The sequence below is a fragment of the Tateyamaria sp. 7Alg 36 genome, assembly GCF_059882455.1.
This window is the reverse complement of record NZ_CM187613.1, coordinates 1,742,046-1,759,447: the sequence shown is the minus strand read 5'-3', so window position 1 is coordinate 1,759,447 and position 17,402 is coordinate 1,742,046. Positions and strand designations below refer to the sequence as shown.

Below are 17,402 nucleotides of genomic sequence, written 5' to 3'. Positions count from 1 at the left end.
TTTGCAATCATCCCGGCAGGATGACGGGGTAAAGCGAGGCGACCAGCAGCGCGGCCATTGTCCAGTTGAAAATCTGCAAGCGGCGCGGGTTGGTCAGAAGGCGCGCCATTTGCTGGCCCAGAATGGTCCAGCTGCTGACGCTGGGCAGGTTGATCACGCCAAAGACCAACGCAACAAGGCCGATGGCGGGCAGGGTCGTGTCGGGCGTGTAGACGGTGACCGCGGTGAGGGCCATGCTCCACGCCTTGGGGTTGACCCATTGGAAGGCGGCGGCCTGCGTAAAGGTCATCGGCGTACCTTCGCCGTACTGGGTGTCGACGGGCGCGGCGGTGGCGATTTTCCACGCAAGGAACAGCAGATAGGCGACGGACACAACGGTGAGGATGCGGTGGCTGATCGGGTAGGCGTCAAACACCTGCACCAGACCTGCACCCACCAGCAGGACCATGACCATAAAGCCGACCCCGATGCCGAGCATGTGCGGGATGGAGCGCGCAAAACCGAAGTTCGCCCCCGAGGCCATCAGCATGAGGTTGTTCGGCCCGGGCGTGATGGAGCTGACGAAGGCAAAGGCCGCAAGGGCAGGAAGCAGGTCGAAGTTCATGGGAAGTGTCCCTGTTGCAGGCCACCGCTTTAGCCGCGCGGACGGGGGCGCGCAATTCTTTCGGGGATCGGCGGGCTTTTACCAAGGGCTGTGCGGGTATTGGCCGATAGATTTTGTGATGGCTTGGCGGGTCGCTATGATCGCCTGTAAGCCCGTCGGCAACGCAAAGAGGACATGGTTGACGACATGGTTTCAAAGAGGACGTGGACATGAAAACTGTTTTGGCCCTGATCGGGTTCGTTTTGCTGGTGGCCTGCGGGGAACCGACGGTCGCCACCGCGCCGCAAGTGCCGCTGTACCCGAACGAGACGCCGGAATTGCGGCAGTTGATCGAGGCGGCGGCGGCAGAGAACGACGTGCCTGTGGCGCTAGTCCAGCGGGTGGTGATCCGCGAAAGCTCGCATCGTGCCGAGGCGCGCAACGGTCCCTATTACGGGTTGATGCAGATCCTGCCCGCGACCGCCCGCAGCATGGGGTTCCGCGGACGGCCCGAAGAGTTGCTCGATGCGGAAACCAACCTGCGTTACGCGACGCGATATCTGCGCGGGGCGTGGATGGTGTCGGACGGGGATATGGATGCGGCGGTAATGTGGTATGCGCGCGGCTATTACTACGAGGCCAAGCGGCGCGGACTGGTGGCTGAGACGGGGGTTGACGGGCGCAAGGTCTGGCCCGCGTGACGGCGCGGACGCTGTTTGGCATGTGCCAAATGCGCCCCGCCCGCCGTCCCTTACCCTCGTACCTTGGAATCAGGCCTTTGCGATCATCTCGGACTGTTTGACGATCACTTCGGCCTGTTTGATCGATGCGATATCGACCAGCCGCCCCTTGTAGACGGTGGCGCCTTCGCCTTTGGCCTTGGCTTCTTCCATCGCGGCCAGAATTTCGAGGGCTTCGGCCACGGCGGCGTCGGAGGGGGTGAACACTTCGTTTGCGACGGCGATCTGTTTGGGGTGGATCGCCCATTTGCCCACCATGCCCAGCGTGGCCGAGCGGCGCGCCTGTGCGCGGAAGCCTTCGTCATCCGAGAAGTCGCCGAACGGGCCGTCCACGGGCAGCACGCCATGGGTGCGGCAGGCGGCGACGATGGCGGCCTGCGCCCAGTGCCATGGATCGGACCAGTGTTTCTGGCCTGCGTGCAGCATGTAGTAATCTTCCTGTGTGCCGCCGATTCCGGTGGTTTGCATGCCCATGGAGGCGGCAAAGTCGGCGGCGCCGAGGCTCATCGCGACAAGGCGCGGGGAGGCGGCGGCGATTTCTTCCACATGGGCGATGCCTGCGGCAGATTCGATGATCACTTCGAAGTTGATGCGTTTGCTGCGCCCCTTGGCGGTTTCGATGGCGCTGACCAGCGCGTCGACCGCGTAGACATCCGCGCCGGTGCCGACCTTGGGAATCATGATCTGGTCGAGCCGTTCTGACCCCTGTTCCAGCAGTTCCACCACGTCGCGATACCAATAGGGCGTGTCCAGCCCGTTGATCCGCACCGACAGGGTCTTGTTGCCCCAGTCGATGTCGTGGGTGGCGTGGATAATATTTGCGCGCGCGCTGTCCTTGTCCGACGGGGCGACCGAATCCTCAAGATCGAGGTTGATGACGTCGGCGGCGGAGGCGGCCATCTTTTCGAACAGGGCGGGGCGCGATCCGGGGCCGAAGAGTTGGCAGCGGTTGGGGCGGGCAGGGGGAGTCGGTTGCAGGCGGAAGGACATTTTGGCGGGCCTCAATGTAAGAATATTGCGTTTGCGTTTGTCGATTGGTTATTAAATTACCACGCGCCGCGCAACCCGTGTTTTGCACGCGCAGCATTTTCCGGGCCGTGAGCAGTTTGTCAGCGTGCGCTGTCGGGGTGGGTGAAAAATCTGCGCCTTTTCCGACTTTTATGCCGGATTTTGGATGCGTTTACGGGGCGGGTACGGCAGTCTGCCCGCGAAGTCTTCAGGAGAGAGCGCGATGATTCAGACACCTTACCTTTTGTTCCTTGGTGATGCCCCCGACCAACTGGCGGCGAAAGTGGCGCAAGGCATCAAGGACTGGCGTCCGGAGAATGCTGTGGGGCAGTTCCGGCTTGAGGGCTGTGGCGCGGATATGGGCCTGACGGACATGACCCTTGAAGAAGGTTTGGCGGCGGGGGCCAAGACGCTGGTGATCGGCGTGGCCAATCGTGGTGGCGTGATCTCGGCCGAGTGGAAGGCGGTTTTGGTGCGTGCCTTGCAGATGGGATATGATCTGGCGGCGGGCCTGCACAACCTGCTTCGCAACGAGGACGAGTTGCAGGCCGCGGCCAAGGTGAACGGGCAGACCATGCATGATGTGCGGGTGCCCTCGGTCGCCTATCCGATTGCCAACGGGGTCAAGCGCAGCGGTAAACGTGTGCTGGCCATCGGCACGGATTGTTCCTGTGGCAAGATGTATACGGCCATGTCGATGGATGCCGAAATGCAGGCACGCGGCATGAAATCCGATTTCCGTGCGACGGGGCAGACCGGTATCCTGATCACGGGCAAAGGTGTGCCGCTGGATGCGGTTATTGCCGATTTCATGGCCGGTGCGGTTGAATACCTGACCCCTGATAATGATGACGATCACTGGGACCATATCGAGGGGCAGGGGAGCCTGTTCCACGTGTCCTATTCCGGCGTGACGCTGGCGTTGATCCATGGTGGCCAACCGGATGCGCTGGTGCTGTGTCACGAGCCGACCCGCACCCATATGCGCGGGTTGCCGCATTTCCCGCTGCCGTCGCTGGAAGACTTGCGCGACACCGCCCTGCCGCTTGCGCGATTGGCCAACCCTGCGGCGCAGGTCGCGGGCGTGTCGGTTAACACCAAGGCGCTGGACGAGGCCGAAGCGAAGGCCTGTTTGCAGGAGATCGAAGACCGGATGAACCTGCCCGCGACCGACCCTTACCGCTTTGGCGCGGGCAAGCTGGTGGATGCGCTGGTTGGCCTGTGACGGCGCGGGTGGAGAGCGGCCCTCCGGGGGGGATTTTTCAGAACAGAGAAGGGGACGTGCATGCGCATTGAGGTGACGCGGGATGTGTTCCGTCTGGCGCAGGTGTTTACCATTTCGCGCGGGTCGCGGACCGAGGCGCAGGTGTTGACGGTGCGGGTGAATGACGGGGCGCATCAGGGCTGGGGCGAATGTGTGCCCTATGCCCGCTATGGCGAGACGCTGGAGTCGGTGACGGCGCAGATTGAAGCTTTGCCCGATGGTGTGACGCGGGAGCGGTTGCCGGATTTGCTGCCTGCGGGGGCGGCGCGCAATGCGGTGGATTGTGCGCTGTGGGATCTGGAGGCCAAGCGCGCGGGCAAGCGCGTGTGGGAGCTGGCCGGATTGGCCGCGCCCGTGCCGATGGTGACGGCCTATACCCTGTCGCTGGACACGCCGGAGGCGATGCGGGCGCAGGCGGAAAAGAACGCGGATCGCCCGTTGCTCAAGATTAAACTGGGCACGCCGGATGACATGCCGCGTCTTGAGGCGGTGCGTGCCGGTGCGCCGAAGGCCAGCATCATCATCGACGCCAATGAGGGCTGGAGCGCCGAGGTCTATGCCGACCTTGCGCCGCATCTGGTGCGGCTGGGTGTGGAGCTGGTGGAGCAGCCCCTGCCTGCGGGGCAGGACGAGGCGTTGATCGGGATGGAGCGGCCTGTGCCGGTTTGTGCCGATGAATCCTGCCACGACCGTGCCAGTCTGGCGGCCCTCGGGGGCAAATATGACATGGTGAACATCAAGCTGGACAAGACAGGCGGGCTGACCGAGGCGCTGGCACTGCGCGATGCGGCCCGCGTGGCGGGGTTCGATGTGATGGTGGGCTGTATGGTCGGTTCATCGCTGGCCATGGCACCGGCAACGCTGGTGGCACAGGGGGCATCGGTGGTCGATCTGGACGGGCCGCTGTTGCTGGCCGAGGATCGGGATGCGCCGCTGGTGTTCGACCCATCGGGCGTGCATCCGCCGCTTGCATCGCTGTGGGGTTAGGCAGCCGCCCGTCTTCCGGTCGTTTTCGGGGCGTGGCGGGGCAAAAATGGCTTGGGATTTTGGGCGAAACGCGACATATCCCCCACTGAACGCCGCGTGGGGGCAATGCCCTTTTGGCGTGGCCGGATAACAGGGGCGCTGTTGTGCCCATTCAGAAAAGGAAGACCGAGATGCGCACCGTATATGTGAACGGCGAGTACCTGCCCGAGACCGAAGCCAAAGTGTCGATTTTTGACCGCGGGTTCCTGATGGCGGATGGTGTGTACGAGGTGACATCGGTTCTGGATGGCAAGTTGGTTGATTATGAGGGGCACGCGGTGCGTTTGCAGCGGTCGCTTGATGCGCTGGACATGCCCAACCCGATCTCGAAAGAAGACCTGCTAGAAGTGCATCGTGAACTGGTGCGGCTGAACGGGATCGAGGAAGGGTTGATCTACCTTCAGGTGACGCGCGGGGCGGCTGCGGATCGCGATTTTATCTTCCCCGACCCCGCAGAGACGCCATGCACCGTGGTTCTGTTTACCCAAAACAAGCCGGGACTGGCGGACAATCCGGCGGCGCAGCGCGGCATGAAAGTGATTAGCATTGAAGACATCCGCTGGGGCCGTCGCGACATCAAGACGGTGCAGTTGCTGTACCCGTCGATGGGCAAGATGATGGCCAAGAAGGCCGGTGTTGATGACGCGTGGATGGTGCAGGACGGGTTCGTGACCGAAGGCACGTCGAACAATGCCTATATCGTGAAGGGCAACAAGATCATCACGCGCGAAACCTCGAACGACATCCTGCACGGGATCACCCGTGCGGCAGTGCTCCGCTTTGCGCGTGAGGCGCAGATGGAGATCGAGGAGCGCAACTTTACCATCGAAGAGGCGCGGGATGCGGATGAGGCGTTCATCACCTCGGCCAGCACTTTCGTGATGCCGGTGGTAGAGATCGACGGCACCAAGCTGGGCGATGGCACGCCGGGCAAGGTCGCGCCACGTTTGCGCGAAATCTATGTGGACGAGAGCCGCAAGGCGTCGATCTGAATAAGGCGACGGGCCGCGCGGGTGACGCGCGGCCCGAGTGCGACCGTCAGGATTTGTCGGTCACGTTTTCCTTGAACGCGGTTTTGAACGCATCCTGTTGCGCGCCGGAGGCGTCGGTCTGGTAGGTCGCTTTCCACGCGTCCATCGTCATCCCGTAGAAGGTTTCGCGCGCTTCGTCCTTGGTCATTTCGATGCCCTTTTCGGCGGCGGCTTCCTGATACCAGCGGCTGAGGCAGTTCCGGCAGAACCCTGCAAGGTTCATCATGTCGATGTTCTGCACATCGGTGCGGTCCTGCATCAGATGCTGGCGCAGGCGTCGGAAAGCGGCGGCTTCGAGTTCGATCTGGGTTTGTGCGTCCATGGGATGTGGTCCTTGATTGAGGGGGGCGGACTGGGGCGCTGCCCCAGACCCCGCAGTATTTCGTGCCAAAAGAAGGGTCTGTCAGAGGTTGGCGCTTTGGCGTGCCACTTCAAGATGGGGGGCGAGGCGCTGTGCCCAGTTTTCCTGACCTTTGGCAGTGTCGATCAGGTCTTGGCGGATTTCAAGAATGACATTTGGCCGCCCCGTACTGTGGGCGTGTTGGGTCAGCGCATCGCCAGGGAAGAAGCCCGGATAGGGGGCGTTGTCGCCCACGGGGCTGGCAAGGTCGGCTTGCAGGGTGGCGATCAGCGGGTCGGCGATGCGGCGGTCCTGGGCCGAGAGCACGCCGATTTCCCACGGGCGTTTCGGGCGGCCCACGAGTTGGGGCGTGAAGCTGTGGATCGACAGGAAGGTGACCTCTCGCCCCGCGGCGTGCTGTGCAATCGCGTCGTGATAGGGTTGGTAGAGCCGTGCGATGCGGTCGGCACGTGTGGCGGCATCAAGGGTGCGGTTCGCCGCGATGATTGTACCGTCATAAAGCTGGGGGATTAGCGTCGGGTCGTCCGCGCCGCGATTCGGGTCGATCACGAGGCGCGAGAAATTCGAGCAGATCACCGGCGCATCCAGCGCCTTGCCCAAGGCGAGTGCGGTGCCCATCGCGCCGATGTCATAGGCGATGTGGCGCTGCATCTCTGCTTCGGGCAGGCCGAGGCTGCCACCGGAGATAAAAGGGGGCACAAAATTGGTCGCGTGATCGCAGGTGATGATCCAGCGCCCGCCGCGTTCGGGTCCGTGGACGGAAAAGGGAGAATATGTCATATAAACTTTACCACGTTTCCCGCATAGTTAGGCCAGTTGCCTCGGGATGTGAATTGCGCGATAACCGCGCCGTTAGCGGTAGCAAAAAAAGGCCCTCACCATGAAACGCATGCGTAACGTCAAAATCGTCGCCACTTTGGGGCCTGCTTCCGAAGATTACGACATGATCCGTGCCCTGCACGAAGCCGGTGCGGATGTTTTCCGCCTGAACATGTCCCATGGCAGCCATGACGAGATTGCCAAGAAACACGCGATTATCCGTCAGGTGGAAAAGGACACAGGGTCGAGCATTGCGATTCTGGCTGACCTTCAGGGCCCCAAGCTGCGCGTCGGTGTGTTTGCCGGTGACAGCGAGATGCTGGTCGAGGGCGCGAAATTCCGGTTGGACCTTGATCCGACCGATGGCGACAGCAGTCGTGTCTGCCTGCCGCACCCCGAAATTTTTGCGGCTCTTGAGCCGAACAAGTCGCTGTTGGTCAATGACGGCAAGATCCGTCTGAAGGTCGAGGAATGCGGCAAGGACTTTGCCAATTGTGTTGTGGTCGCGGGGGGCGTGATCTCCAACCGCAAGGGCGTCAACGTGCCGGATGTGGAACTGCCGCTGGCCGCCCTGTCCGACAAGGACCGTGCCGATCTTGAATTTACGGCCAATCTGGGCGTCGACTGGATGGCACTGTCGTTTGTGCAGCGTCCGGCGGATGTGGAAGAGGCACGCGCGCTTGTGAAAGGCCGTGCGGCGATCCTGTCCAAGATCGAAAAGCCCAATGCAGTTGAACGCTTTGACGCAATTCTGGCAGCGAGCGACGGCATTATGGTCGCCCGTGGTGATCTGGGCGTTGAACTGCCTGTGCAGGCGGTGCCGCCGATCCAGAAGCGTCTTGTGCGCAAGTGCCGCCATGCCGCCAAGCCTGTGATCGTGGCGACGCAGATGTTGGAAAGCATGATCGAAAGCCCGATGCCGACCCGCGCCGAGGTCAGCGATGTGGCCACCGCGATCTATGAGGGTGCGGATGCTGTGATGCTGAGCGCGGAAAGTGCCGCGGGCAGCTATCCGGTTGAGGCTGTGACCACTATGGACCGCGTTGCCGCCGAAGTGGAAAAAGACCCGACATATACCCAGATCATGGAAGCCAGCCGCAGCGCCAGCCGCACCACCGTGGCCGATGGCATCGTCGCCGCCGCGCGCGAGATTGCGGAAACCACGAACATCAAAGCGATCTGCTGTTTCACACAAAGCGGCACGACGGCCCTTCTGGTGGCGCGTGAACGGCCCCGTGTGCCGATCATCGCGCTGACGCCGCTGGTCGGAACCGCGCGACGCCTCGCGCTTAGCTGGGGCTGCAACTGTGTCATCACCGGCACGATGGAGCGGTTCAAGGGCGCGGTTGTGGGCGCTGCCAAGGCTGCGCTGGCCGAAGGGTTCGCCACCTCGGAAGATCAGATCGTTGTGACTGCCGGTGTGCCCTTCAACGTGACAGGCACCACCAACATCCTGCGCGTTGCGCCCTGTGATGAACGTTTGATTTTTTCGACCGATCCGGAGTAACCTTGCCTAATATTTGTTAAGGTTGGGTAATGGATCCAGATACGTTCTTAGTACTTGGCATTGTTATTGCAGGGTTTTCTATCCCTTCAATTTTTTCTGCACTCTCTGATGGGCGGGCGCCGCGTGCTTCTGCCCTGACGATCCTCATCGCGGGGGGCTTGATCCTGTATGCGATCAAGAGCCATCCTGGCGGTTATTCCATGGAAGAAGTGCCGGACGTGTTTGTGCGCGTCCTTGCGCGTTATGTGCCGTAGGATTTGATCCAGTCGGGCGCTGCTATGTGTGATGGCGCGCCCGTTGCGCATAAAAAACGCGGACTTTGACGCGTTATCCTGCAAATTCGGCTTGCCTTTGGCGGCGACCCATCCTATTTCGCGGCTTCGCTTTGTGCGTCCGGCCAATGTGGCATGCCGAGTCGTGCGATCACCGAACTCAGAACTATGGAGACGGAAATGCCCAAGATGAAGACCAAGTCGAGCGCCAAAAAGCGCTTTAAAGTGACTGCGACCGGTAAGGTCCTTGCAGGTCAGGCCGGCAAACGCCACGGCATGATCAAACGCACCCGCAAATTCATTCGTGACGCCCGTGGCACCACGACACTGTCGGCCCCCGACGCCAAAATCGTCAAGGGCTTCATGCCCTACGACCGCTGATAGGAGGCTAGTCATATGTCCCGTACCAAAGGTGGAACAGTCGCCCACGCCCGTCACAAGAAAGTAATCAAAGCAGCCAAAGGTTATTATGGCCGCCGCAAGAATACTTTCAAAGTTGCCCGTCAGGCCGTCGATAAGGCGAACCAGTACGCAACCCGTGACCGTCATAACCGCAAGCGCAACTTCCGCGCGCTGTGGATCCAACGCATCAACGCCGCCGTACGCGCCCATGACGAAGCGCTGACATACAGCCGCTTCATCAACGGTCTGACACTGGCAGGCATCGAAGTGGACCGTAAGGTTCTGGCCGATCTGGCCGTGAACGAGCCCGAAGCGTTCACTGCGATTGTCGAGCAGGCGAAGGCACAGCTGGCCTAAGCGTCACTGACCAAGAATTTGAAGGCCTCGCGCGGGAAACCGTGCGGGGCCTTTTTCGTTTCTACGATGGTCTAGGGGCCAATGGTGGCAGGCCCCGCCCGTGACAGCGGGGCCATGCGCAATGGCGTAAGACGGCGCACGATGTGCCGCCCGACAAGGGGACCGGTGTCGCCCTTGTCAGTTGCCGGTTGCCTGACCAACCGGCGGCGCTGCACGGGGTGCAAGCGCGAATTGGACCCGACGGTTTTCCGCCTCGCCCGAGATTGTGCCCGACAGGTTAATGGGTCGTGTCGCTCCGAAGCCGCGCGGTTGTAATGCGGCGACGTCAAAGCCTTCTTGTTGCAGTTTGTCGATGACGGATTGTGCGCGGAACCAACTGAGTTCCATGTTCAGCCTGTCACTCCCTTTGCGGTCCGAATGGCCTTCGACGATGACCTTGACCTCGTCACAGGTGGCCACGGCGGTTGCGATGGCGCGGGCGCGGATCATGTCGGCGGCGACGGGTTTGTCGCTGGCCGTGGCAAAGCGCACAGTCGAGATTTTCACAAGCGTATCAAGGTGATCAATGCATCCCGGCACGCGGTAGCGGTGTTCGGGCCGCAGGCGGGGCGCGGCGCTGGCCGCAACCTGTGTGACTTCCGGCGCAGCGGGTTGAGGTTGCAGGATATCAAGCTCGGCGCGGGTCACGGCCTCTGCCTCTTCGGGCAGGGCGGGTTCATCAAACTGGGTCGCGCTCAGCACGCTATGTGCCTGCGGTACGGCAGGGCGCATGATCAACAGCGTGCTCAGCACCAAGATCCCTGCAAACATTGTCAGAAACACCGCGCCGCTTGTGACCAGCATCCACAGTGGCAAGGGGGCGCGCTTCGGGGGCGCGAAGTCCGCCTGTCGCGGCGCCTGTCCCGCAGGCGAATTCAGCGTTAATTTCGCCACTATGCAGTCCCCCCAGACCAGCCAATCCCCACCAGCAGCCGACACAACTGTATAATGTACGATCCCGCATATATGGCAGGTGCGGGACTTGTGCGTGCTACTGGTTGTGTGAACTGAAACACATTGCGAATCATTTCTCAAGCGTGACGGACAAGGGTGATTCGTTTTTTGCCCGAATCGCCACAATTTCCGGAAAGTGGGGGCGAATCGCGCGAAAGTTGCCCGATGACTTGCACTGGCATGGCCGACAGACTACTCCGCGCAAGAGCCTGAGCGGAGCCGAAACCATGGATGATCTCAAAGCAAAGTACCTGACCCAAATCGCCGATGCCGGTGATGAGGCCGCGTTGGAGGCGATCCGCCTCGCAGCCGTGGGCAAAAAGGGCGAAGTCGCGCTGAAGATGCGCGAGCTGGGGCGCATGACCCCCGAGGAACGTCAGGTGGCCGGTCCCGCGCTCAACGCGCTCAAGGACGAGATCAACAGCGCGCTCGCCGCCAAAAAGGCTGCCCTTGGTGATGCCGCTCTGGATGCGCGCCTGCGCACCGAATGGTTGGACGTGACCCTGCCGACCCGCGCACAGCGCAGCGGCACCTTGCACCCGATCAGTCAGGTCAGCGAAGAAGTCACCGCCATCTTTGCCGAAATGGGCTTTTCCGTTGCCGAAGGGCCGCGCATCGACACCGACTGGTACAACTTCGACGCGCTGAACATCCCCGGCCACCACCCTGCGCGGGCCGAGATGGACACATTCTATATGCACCGCGCCGAGGGCGATAACCGTCCGCCCCATGTGCTGCGCACGCACACCTCGCCGGTGCAGATCCGGTCGATGGAAAAAACCGGCGCACCGACGCGCATCATCTGTCCGGGCGGTGTGTACCGCGCCGATTATGACCAGACCCACACCCCGATGTTCCATCAGGTCGAAGGGCTAGCGATCGACAAGGACATCAGCATGGCCAACCTCAAATGGGTGTTGGAAGAGTTCGTCAAATCCTATTTCGAAGTGGACGGCGTCGATCTGCGCTTCCGCGCCTCGCACTTCCCCTTCACCGAACCTTCGGCCGAGGTCGACATCCGCTGCTCGTGGGAAGGCGGCACGCTGAAAGTCGGCGAAGGCGACGACTGGCTCGAAATTCTGGGCAGCGGCATGGTCCACCCCAAGGTGCTGCAAGCAGGCGGCATCGATCCCGAAGAATGGCAGGGCTTTGCCTTCGGCATGGGGATCGACCGGATCGCGATGCTCAAATACGGCATCCCCGACCTGCGCGCATTCTTTGACAGCGATCTGCGCTGGCTGCGCCATTACGGCTTCTCGGCGCTGGACATGCCCGCCCTGCACAGCGGGCTCAGCCGCTAAGGCGTCCCCCTTCTCTGTTCCAAAAATCCCCCCCGGAGGGTCGGCTCGCCACGACGTCGCCCTTCCGGTGCGGCGCGCAACGCGGGCCATGGCACCGATTTTTGAAGTGACAGGGCGTGCCGCCTGCGTAGGCTCGGGCCCATGAGATCCTTCTTGACCCTCTCGGCGCTGATCTGTGCCCTTGCCGGTGCGGCCCAAGCGCAAGCCGATCCGGCCTGCCATCTGGACGTGCCCTGCATGATTGGCACGCGGTCCTATCACGTGAAAGAGCCGGATGGCTGGGACGGGTCCAGCCCGTTACCGGTGCTGATCCACTTTCACGGCTGGCAGCGCACAGGGGCGCTGCCCGTACAGCACGCCCGCATCTCCGGTGCGACCCGCCGCCGCGGCGTTTTGCTTGTCGCGCCGAACGGGCTGAACCGGACGTGGGATATGTGGTCGCCTGAAACGGCGGATGTCGCATTCGCCGCCGATGTGCTTGCGGATGTCGCCGCGCGCTATCCGGTGGATCAGCGGAACATATTCCTGTCCGGCTATTCCTACGGGTCGATCATGGCGTGGCGTGTCGCCTGTGATCGTGGCGTGACCATGAATATCCGCGCCCTGTTTGCCATCTCCGGCACGCTTGATCCCGCGCAACACTGTGCAGAACAGCCTCACGAGGTGCGCCATGTCCACGGGCTCAGCGATACGGTGCTGGCGTTCCCGTTCGGGGCGGGGCGCGATACTGGCCATGCGGTGCAATTGTGGCGGACGCAAATGGGCTGTCATGGCGATAGTACCGTGACAGGCACGTGGTCGGCAGTGTCCTTCCTGACCTTCACGCGCCGCCAGTGGGACTGCGATACCGGCGCGGTGATCCTCGATACCCATCCGGGTGGGCACTTCATTCCCCACGGCTGGATCGCGCGGCAACTCGACGAGGTGCTGCGCCTGCCCCCTTCCTACCCCTGAAACGGCGCGCCAAAGCCGCGCCGCGCTTGCACCTTGGTGCGATCTTTGCCATTGCAGGACGACCGCGTATCCAAGGGCCTTTGACATGAAATTCACGCTTTCCTGGCTGAAAGAACACCTCGACACAACTGCAACAGTGGACGAGATCACCTATGCCTTGACCGACCTCGGTCTTGAGGTCGAAGGGGTCGAGGACCGCGGTGCGAAACTGGCGGATTTCACCATCGGCAAAGTTATCAGCGCCGAAAAGCATCCCGATGCGGACCGCCTGCGCGTCTGTCAGGTGGACACGGACGAGGGCATGAAACAGATCATCTGCGGCGCGCCCAACGCCCGCGAGGGGATCACTGTGGTTGTCGCCAAGCCCGGCGTTTATGTCCCCGGCATCGACACGACCATCGGCGTGGGCAAAATCCGTGGCATCGAAAGCTTCGGCATGATGGCGTCCGAGCGCGAGATGGAGCTGTCCGAGGAACATGACGGCATCATCGAACTGCCATCGGGCGAGGTAGGTGCGCGCTTTGTGGACTGGCTGGCCGAAAACGATCCGGCCAAGGTAGACCCCGTGATCGAAATCGCGATCACGCCGAACCGCCCCGACGCTTTGGGTGTGCGCGGCATCGCCCGCGATTTGGCCGCACGCGGCATCGGCACGCTGAAACCGCTGGACAATCCCAACGTCGAAGGGGCCTATCCCTCGCCGATCTCGGTCAGCATCGACGCAGATGCACGCACACAGTGCCCCGTCTTTTTCGGACGGCATATTCGCGGCGTCAAGAACGGCCCCAGCCCCGTTTGGTTGCAGGACCGTCTGCGCGCCATCGGCCTGCGCCCGATCTCGTTCCTTGTGGATGTGACCAACTATTTCACCTTTGACCTGAACCGCCCGCTGCACGTGTTCGACGCGGACAAGATCGAAGGAGGCGCGTTGCGCATTCATCGCGCCGAAGGGGGCGAGACCCTGATCGCGCTGGATGACAAGGAATATACATTCAGCCCCGACATGACCCTGATTTCGGATGCCGAAGGCGTCGAAAGCATCGGTGGCGTCATGGGCGGCGCCCGTACCGGCTGTACGGAGGAGACCGTGAACGTCTTTGTCGAGGCGGCCTATTTCGATCCTGTCCGCACTGCCTATACGGGCCGCGCGCTCAAGATCAATTCCGACGCGCGCTATCGCTTTGAGCGCGGCATTGATCCGGCATTTACCGCAACCGGTCTTGATCTGGCTTGCGAGATGATCCTTGAACATGCCGGCGGCGAAGTTTCCAGCCGCGTGCAATCGGGCGAGGTACCGAACACGGCGCGCGCCTATCGCTTGAATGCGGCGCGCGTACAAAGCCTTGTTGGTATGGACATCCCCGAATCCGAGCAGCGCCAGACGCTGACCGCGCTTGGCTTCCGCCTAGAGGGCGACATGGCGCATGTGCCAAGCTGGCGTCCCGACGTGATGGGCGAGGCCGATCTGGTCGAGGAAGTGGCCCGTATTGCGTCGCTGACCAAGTTGCAGGGCCGCCCCCTGCCGCGTCTCAGCGATGGCATCCGCAAGCCGGTGATGACCCCGATGCAGCGCCGCGAACAGATCGCGCGCCGCACCACTGCCGCCTTGGGCTATAACGAATGCGTCACCTACAGCTTCATTGATCAGGCCTCGGCGGCGCTGTTCGGGGGCGGAGAGGATATCACGCGTCTGGAAAACCCGATCTCTTCGGACATGAGCCATATGCGCCCCCACCTGTTGCCCGGTCTGTTGCAGGCTGCGGCACGCAATCAGGCGCGCGGTTTTATGGACCTGTCCCTGTTCGAGGTCGGCCCCGTCTTTGACGGTGGCGAACCAGGTGAGCAGCGGTTGCAAATCTCCGGCCTGTTGATCGGCCGCACCGGTCCAAAGGATGTGCACGGGGCGTCGCGCCCTGTGGACCTCTATGACGTGAAGGCGGATGCCGAGGCCGTGCTGGCCGCGATCGGCGCGCCTGCCAAGGTTCAGATCCTGCGCGGCGCGGACACGTGGTGGCATCCGGGCCGTCATGGCAAAATCTGTCTGGGTCCGAAAAAGGTGCTGGGCGTCTTTGGCGAACTGCACCCCAAGGTGACGGCGGCGATGGACATCAAAGGGCCCGCCATGGCCTTTACCCTGTGGCCCGCCGAGGTGCCGATGCCGCGCAAGACCGGCGCAAATCGCGGCGCGTTGGAGATCAGCGATCTGCAAGCGGTCGAGCGTGACTTTGCCTTTGTCGTGGATGCAGATGTCGAGGCGCTGACCCTTGTGAACGCTGCGATGGGTGCCGAAAAGGGGCTGATTGACGACGTGCGTGTCTTTGACGAGTTCATCGGAGGTGCCTTGGGCGAGGGCAAGAAATCCCTTGCCATCACAGTGCGGATGCAGCCCCGCGATTCCACGCTGAAGGACGCCGATATTGACGCGGTGGCCAAGAAAGTCGTCGAGAAAGTAACCAAAGCCACCGGCGGTACGCTGCGCGGTTGATGTTTTGACAGGGACCGACCGGCGCGGCATTGCCGGTCGCTCCCTTTGACGCGCGCGTGATCCGTGTGCGCTGTTCCTGCCTCTTGCCTTCGGGCGACAACCTGACAGGGTGGTCGCCAAGCAATGCAAGAGGAGCAATACCTATGTTGAACGTTTACCTTTCCGGCGAGATCCACACCGACTGGCGTGAGCAGATCATCGACGGGGCGCAGGGTCTTGATGTGACCTTTAGCGGGCCTGTGACCGATCACGGGGCCAGTGACGATTGCGGTGTGGCGATCCTTGGCGCGGAGCCTGACAAATACTGGCACGACCACAAAGGCGCGATGATCAACGCGATCCGCACCCGCAAAGGGATCGAGGGCGCGGATGTGGTCGTTGTGCGTTTTGGCGATCAGTACAAACAGTGGAATGCCGCCTTTGACGCGGGCTATGCTGCGGCGCTTGGCAAGTCGCTGATCATCCTGCACGGGCCGGACCATGCCCATGCGCTCAAGGAAGTGGACGCCGCCGCACTGGCCGTGGCGCAAGAGCCTGCGCAGGTGGTCAACATTCTGCGCTATGTGCTGACGGGGTCTTTGCCCGCCTGAGTGGCGCAACTGGGGGGAGGGGCGCGATGAAGTTTGATTACGTGATCGTGGGCGGCGGCTCGGCAGGCTGTGTGATGGCCGCACGGCTAAGCGAGGATGCGGGCGTCAGCGTGTGTTTGATCGAGGCGGGCGGCACGGGGCGGGACATTTTTGTGCGCGCGCCTGCTTTGGTGGCGGGCATGATCTCGGGCCGGCCCAAGATCAACAACTGGGCCTTTCACACCGAACCGCAGCCCGAATTGAACGGACGCCGCGGGTTTCAGCCGCGTGGCAGGGGGCTAGGCGGGTCCAGTGCGATCAACGCGATGCTGTACGTGCGCGGGCATCCACGTGATTACGACGAATGGGCCGATCTGGGGGCTGATGGCTGGGATTGGGAATCGGTCCTGCCCTATTTCAAAGCGTCAGAGCGGAACGTACGCGGGGCGGATGATCTGCACGGGGCCGATGGCCCGTTGCGGGTGGCCGACCAGTCCGAACCGCGCGCCATCACCCATGCCTTTATCGAGGCCGGAACACAGGCGCAGGTACCTCCATGCGATGATTTCAACGGGCCGGAGCAGGAGGGCATCGGCCTTTATCAGGTCACGCAGCATTTTTCCGGCCCTGCCAAGGGCGAACGCTGCTCGGCGGCATCTGCCTATTTGCCCAAGAGCGTATTGGCGCGTTCGAACCTGACGGTGATGACCCGCACCATGGCCCAAAAGGTCGAAATGCAGGACGGACGCGCCATCGGTGTGCGCGTGCGCCATGACGGGCGGATCAAGTTGGTTGAGGCGGGGCGCGAAGTGATCCTGTCGGGCGGTGCGTTCGGCTCTCCGCAGCTGCTGATGCTGTCGGGGATCGGCCCGCGCGATGAACTGGCCGCCCACGGGATCGAAGTGCTTCACGAAGCTGCCGGTGTCGGGCAGAACCTCCAAGACCATCTGGATTACGTGATCAGTTATCATTCCAAGCGCAGCGACGTGGTCGGTCTGGGGCCGAAAGGGCTGGCCGATCTGGCGCGGGCGGGTCTGCGCTGGCGCAAGGACGGGTCGGGCTTGTTCGCCTCGCCCATGGCGGAAGGGGGCGCGTTCTTGAAGACCGATCCAGCGCTAAAGCGTCCGGATGTGCAATTGCATTTCGTCGTCGGGATTGTGGACCAGCATATGCGCAAATTGCATTTCAGGTTCGGCTATTCCTGTCATGTCTGCGTGCTGCGGCCTGAAAGTCGCGGGACTGTCGGATTGCAGTCCGCCGATCCTGCGCGTGCGCCGCGCATTGATCCGCAATACCTGACCGCGCCGCGTGATTTGGACGTGCTGGTCAAGGGCGCGCGCATGATGGAGCAGGTGTTGGAAGCGCCGGCCCTTGCCCCGTGGCGCGGTGCGCGCCTGTACCCCCACGATGGCACCGATGCAGGTCTGGTGGCGGACATCCGCGCGCGTGCCGACACGATCTATCATCCGGTCGGCACCTGTCGCATGGGCGCGGACGAGATGGCGGTGACGGACAGCCAAGGCCGCGTGCATGGCGTCGCTGGCTTGCGCGTGGTGGATGCGTCACTGATGCCGCGATTGTTGGGTGGCAATACCAATGCGCCCACGATCATGATGGCAGAGAAGATCTCTGCCATCATGCGCGCAGACGGTTAAACTGAGGCTGCGCCACGCCATATTTTAGGGGCTTTGCCCCGTCGCTTGTCAGCGACTCCCCACAGTATTTGGGGC

Annotated in this window: 18 protein-coding genes; 13 read left to right on the top strand and 5 right to left on the bottom strand. The window is 62.3% G+C overall.

Annotation, left to right across the window (positions count from 1 at the left end; all coding sequences use genetic code 11):
• Positions 1–7 precede the first annotated feature (7 nt).
• Complete coding sequence (locus tag AC6GQJ_RS08665) at positions 8–604, bottom strand: LysE family translocator (protein WP_500773749.1); 597 nt, start codon at positions 602–604, stop codon at positions 8–10.
• 209 nt (positions 605–813) lie between these two features.
• On the opposite strand from AC6GQJ_RS08665, the gene AC6GQJ_RS08660 reads away from it, so the two are divergent.
• Positions 814–1,284 (top strand): transglycosylase SLT domain-containing protein, encoded by a 471-nt coding sequence (locus tag AC6GQJ_RS08660; RefSeq protein WP_500773747.1) that lies wholly within the window; start codon positions 814–816, stop codon positions 1,282–1,284.
• Between the two features lie 69 nt (positions 1,285–1,353).
• Here AC6GQJ_RS08660 and AC6GQJ_RS08655 read toward each other — a convergent pair whose 3' ends face one another.
• A complete protein-coding gene (locus AC6GQJ_RS08655; RefSeq protein WP_500773745.1) occupies positions 1,354–2,313 on the bottom strand; it encodes an L-malyl-CoA/beta-methylmalyl-CoA lyase in 960 nt (319 codons plus the stop codon).
• Positions 2,314–2,554: 241 nt separating this feature from the next.
• Between AC6GQJ_RS08655 and dgcN the strand changes: the two genes are divergently transcribed.
• The 3 genes from dgcN to AC6GQJ_RS08640 all read left to right on the top strand — a co-directional run bounded on the left by dgcN (position 2,555) and on the right by AC6GQJ_RS08640 (position 5,613).
• Positions 2,555–3,556 (top strand): N-acetyltransferase DgcN, encoded by a 1,002-nt coding sequence (gene dgcN, locus AC6GQJ_RS08650; protein ID WP_500773743.1) that lies wholly within the window; start codon positions 2,555–2,557, stop codon positions 3,554–3,556.
• Between the two features lie 60 nt (positions 3,557–3,616).
• Complete coding sequence (gene dgcA / locus AC6GQJ_RS08645) at positions 3,617–4,582, top strand: N-acetyl-D-Glu racemase DgcA (protein WP_500773742.1); 966 nt, start codon at positions 3,617–3,619, stop codon at positions 4,580–4,582.
• Positions 4,583–4,752: 170 nt separating this feature from the next.
• Entirely contained in the window at positions 4,753–5,613 is an 861-nt protein-coding gene (locus tag AC6GQJ_RS08640) for a D-amino-acid transaminase (protein ID WP_500773741.1), read from the top strand.
• Between the two features lie 46 nt (positions 5,614–5,659).
• Here the strand turns inward: AC6GQJ_RS08640 and AC6GQJ_RS08635 are convergent, their stop codons facing one another.
• Together AC6GQJ_RS08635 and AC6GQJ_RS08630 are read right to left on the bottom strand one after the other, a co-directional pair.
• Positions 5,660–5,974 (bottom strand): DUF1244 domain-containing protein, encoded by a 315-nt coding sequence (locus AC6GQJ_RS08635; RefSeq protein ID WP_500773739.1) that lies wholly within the window; start codon positions 5,972–5,974, stop codon positions 5,660–5,662.
• A gap of 81 nt (positions 5,975–6,055) precedes the next feature.
• The gene (locus AC6GQJ_RS08630; RefSeq protein ID WP_500773737.1) at positions 6,056–6,793 is read right to left on the bottom strand and encodes an N-formylglutamate amidohydrolase; all 738 of its coding nucleotides are present in this window, start codon (positions 6,791–6,793) and stop codon (positions 6,056–6,058) included.
• 100 nt (positions 6,794–6,893) lie between these two features.
• Between AC6GQJ_RS08630 and pyk the strand changes: the two genes are divergently transcribed.
• The 4 genes from pyk to rplT all read left to right on the top strand — a co-directional run bounded on the left by pyk (position 6,894) and on the right by rplT (position 9,370).
• The gene (gene pyk, locus AC6GQJ_RS08625; protein WP_500773735.1) at positions 6,894–8,339 is read left to right on the top strand and encodes a pyruvate kinase; all 1,446 of its coding nucleotides are present in this window, start codon (positions 6,894–6,896) and stop codon (positions 8,337–8,339) included.
• A gap of 29 nt (positions 8,340–8,368) precedes the next feature.
• Entirely contained in the window at positions 8,369–8,593 is a 225-nt protein-coding gene (locus AC6GQJ_RS08620; RefSeq protein WP_500773733.1) for a hypothetical protein, read from the top strand.
• Between the two features lie 198 nt (positions 8,594–8,791).
• Positions 8,792–8,992 carry a 50S ribosomal protein L35 gene (gene rpmI / locus AC6GQJ_RS08615; protein WP_014873788.1) on the top strand — a complete coding sequence of 67 codons (201 nt, stop codon included), beginning with the start codon at positions 8,792–8,794 and terminating at the stop codon, positions 8,990–8,992.
• Positions 8,993–9,007: 15 nt separating this feature from the next.
• On the top strand, positions 9,008–9,370 hold the full coding sequence (gene rplT, locus AC6GQJ_RS08610) for a 50S ribosomal protein L20 (protein ID WP_500773728.1): 363 nt from the start codon (positions 9,008–9,010) through the stop codon (positions 9,368–9,370).
• Between the two features lie 177 nt (positions 9,371–9,547).
• On the opposite strand, the gene AC6GQJ_RS08605 is transcribed toward rplT, so the two are convergent.
• Positions 9,548–10,303 carry an OmpA family protein gene (locus AC6GQJ_RS08605; RefSeq protein ID WP_500773726.1) on the bottom strand — a complete coding sequence of 252 codons (756 nt, stop codon included), beginning with the start codon at positions 10,301–10,303 and terminating at the stop codon, positions 9,548–9,550.
• A gap of 287 nt (positions 10,304–10,590) precedes the next feature.
• Here AC6GQJ_RS08605 and pheS point away from each other — a divergent pair, with 287 nt between their 5' ends.
• The 5 genes from pheS (at position 10,591) to AC6GQJ_RS08580 (ending at position 17,327) form a co-directional block, all read left to right on the top strand.
• Positions 10,591–11,664 (top strand): phenylalanine--tRNA ligase subunit alpha, encoded by a 1,074-nt coding sequence (gene pheS, locus AC6GQJ_RS08600; RefSeq protein WP_500773724.1) that lies wholly within the window; start codon positions 10,591–10,593, stop codon positions 11,662–11,664.
• Between the two features lie 141 nt (positions 11,665–11,805).
• Positions 11,806–12,618 carry a CE1 family esterase gene (locus tag AC6GQJ_RS08595; protein WP_500773722.1) on the top strand — a complete coding sequence of 271 codons (813 nt, stop codon included), beginning with the start codon at positions 11,806–11,808 and terminating at the stop codon, positions 12,616–12,618.
• A gap of 85 nt (positions 12,619–12,703) precedes the next feature.
• Positions 12,704–15,103 carry a phenylalanine--tRNA ligase subunit beta gene (gene pheT / locus AC6GQJ_RS08590; protein WP_500773720.1) on the top strand — a complete coding sequence of 800 codons (2,400 nt, stop codon included), beginning with the start codon at positions 12,704–12,706 and terminating at the stop codon, positions 15,101–15,103.
• A 143-nt stretch (positions 15,104–15,246) separates the two neighbouring features.
• The gene (locus AC6GQJ_RS08585) at positions 15,247–15,693 is read left to right on the top strand and encodes a YtoQ family protein (protein WP_500773718.1); all 447 of its coding nucleotides are present in this window, start codon (positions 15,247–15,249) and stop codon (positions 15,691–15,693) included.
• Between the two features lie 26 nt (positions 15,694–15,719).
• A complete protein-coding gene (locus AC6GQJ_RS08580; protein WP_500773716.1) occupies positions 15,720–17,327 on the top strand; it encodes a GMC family oxidoreductase in 1,608 nt (535 codons plus the stop codon).
• The last annotated feature ends 75 nt before the right edge of the window (positions 17,328–17,402 follow it).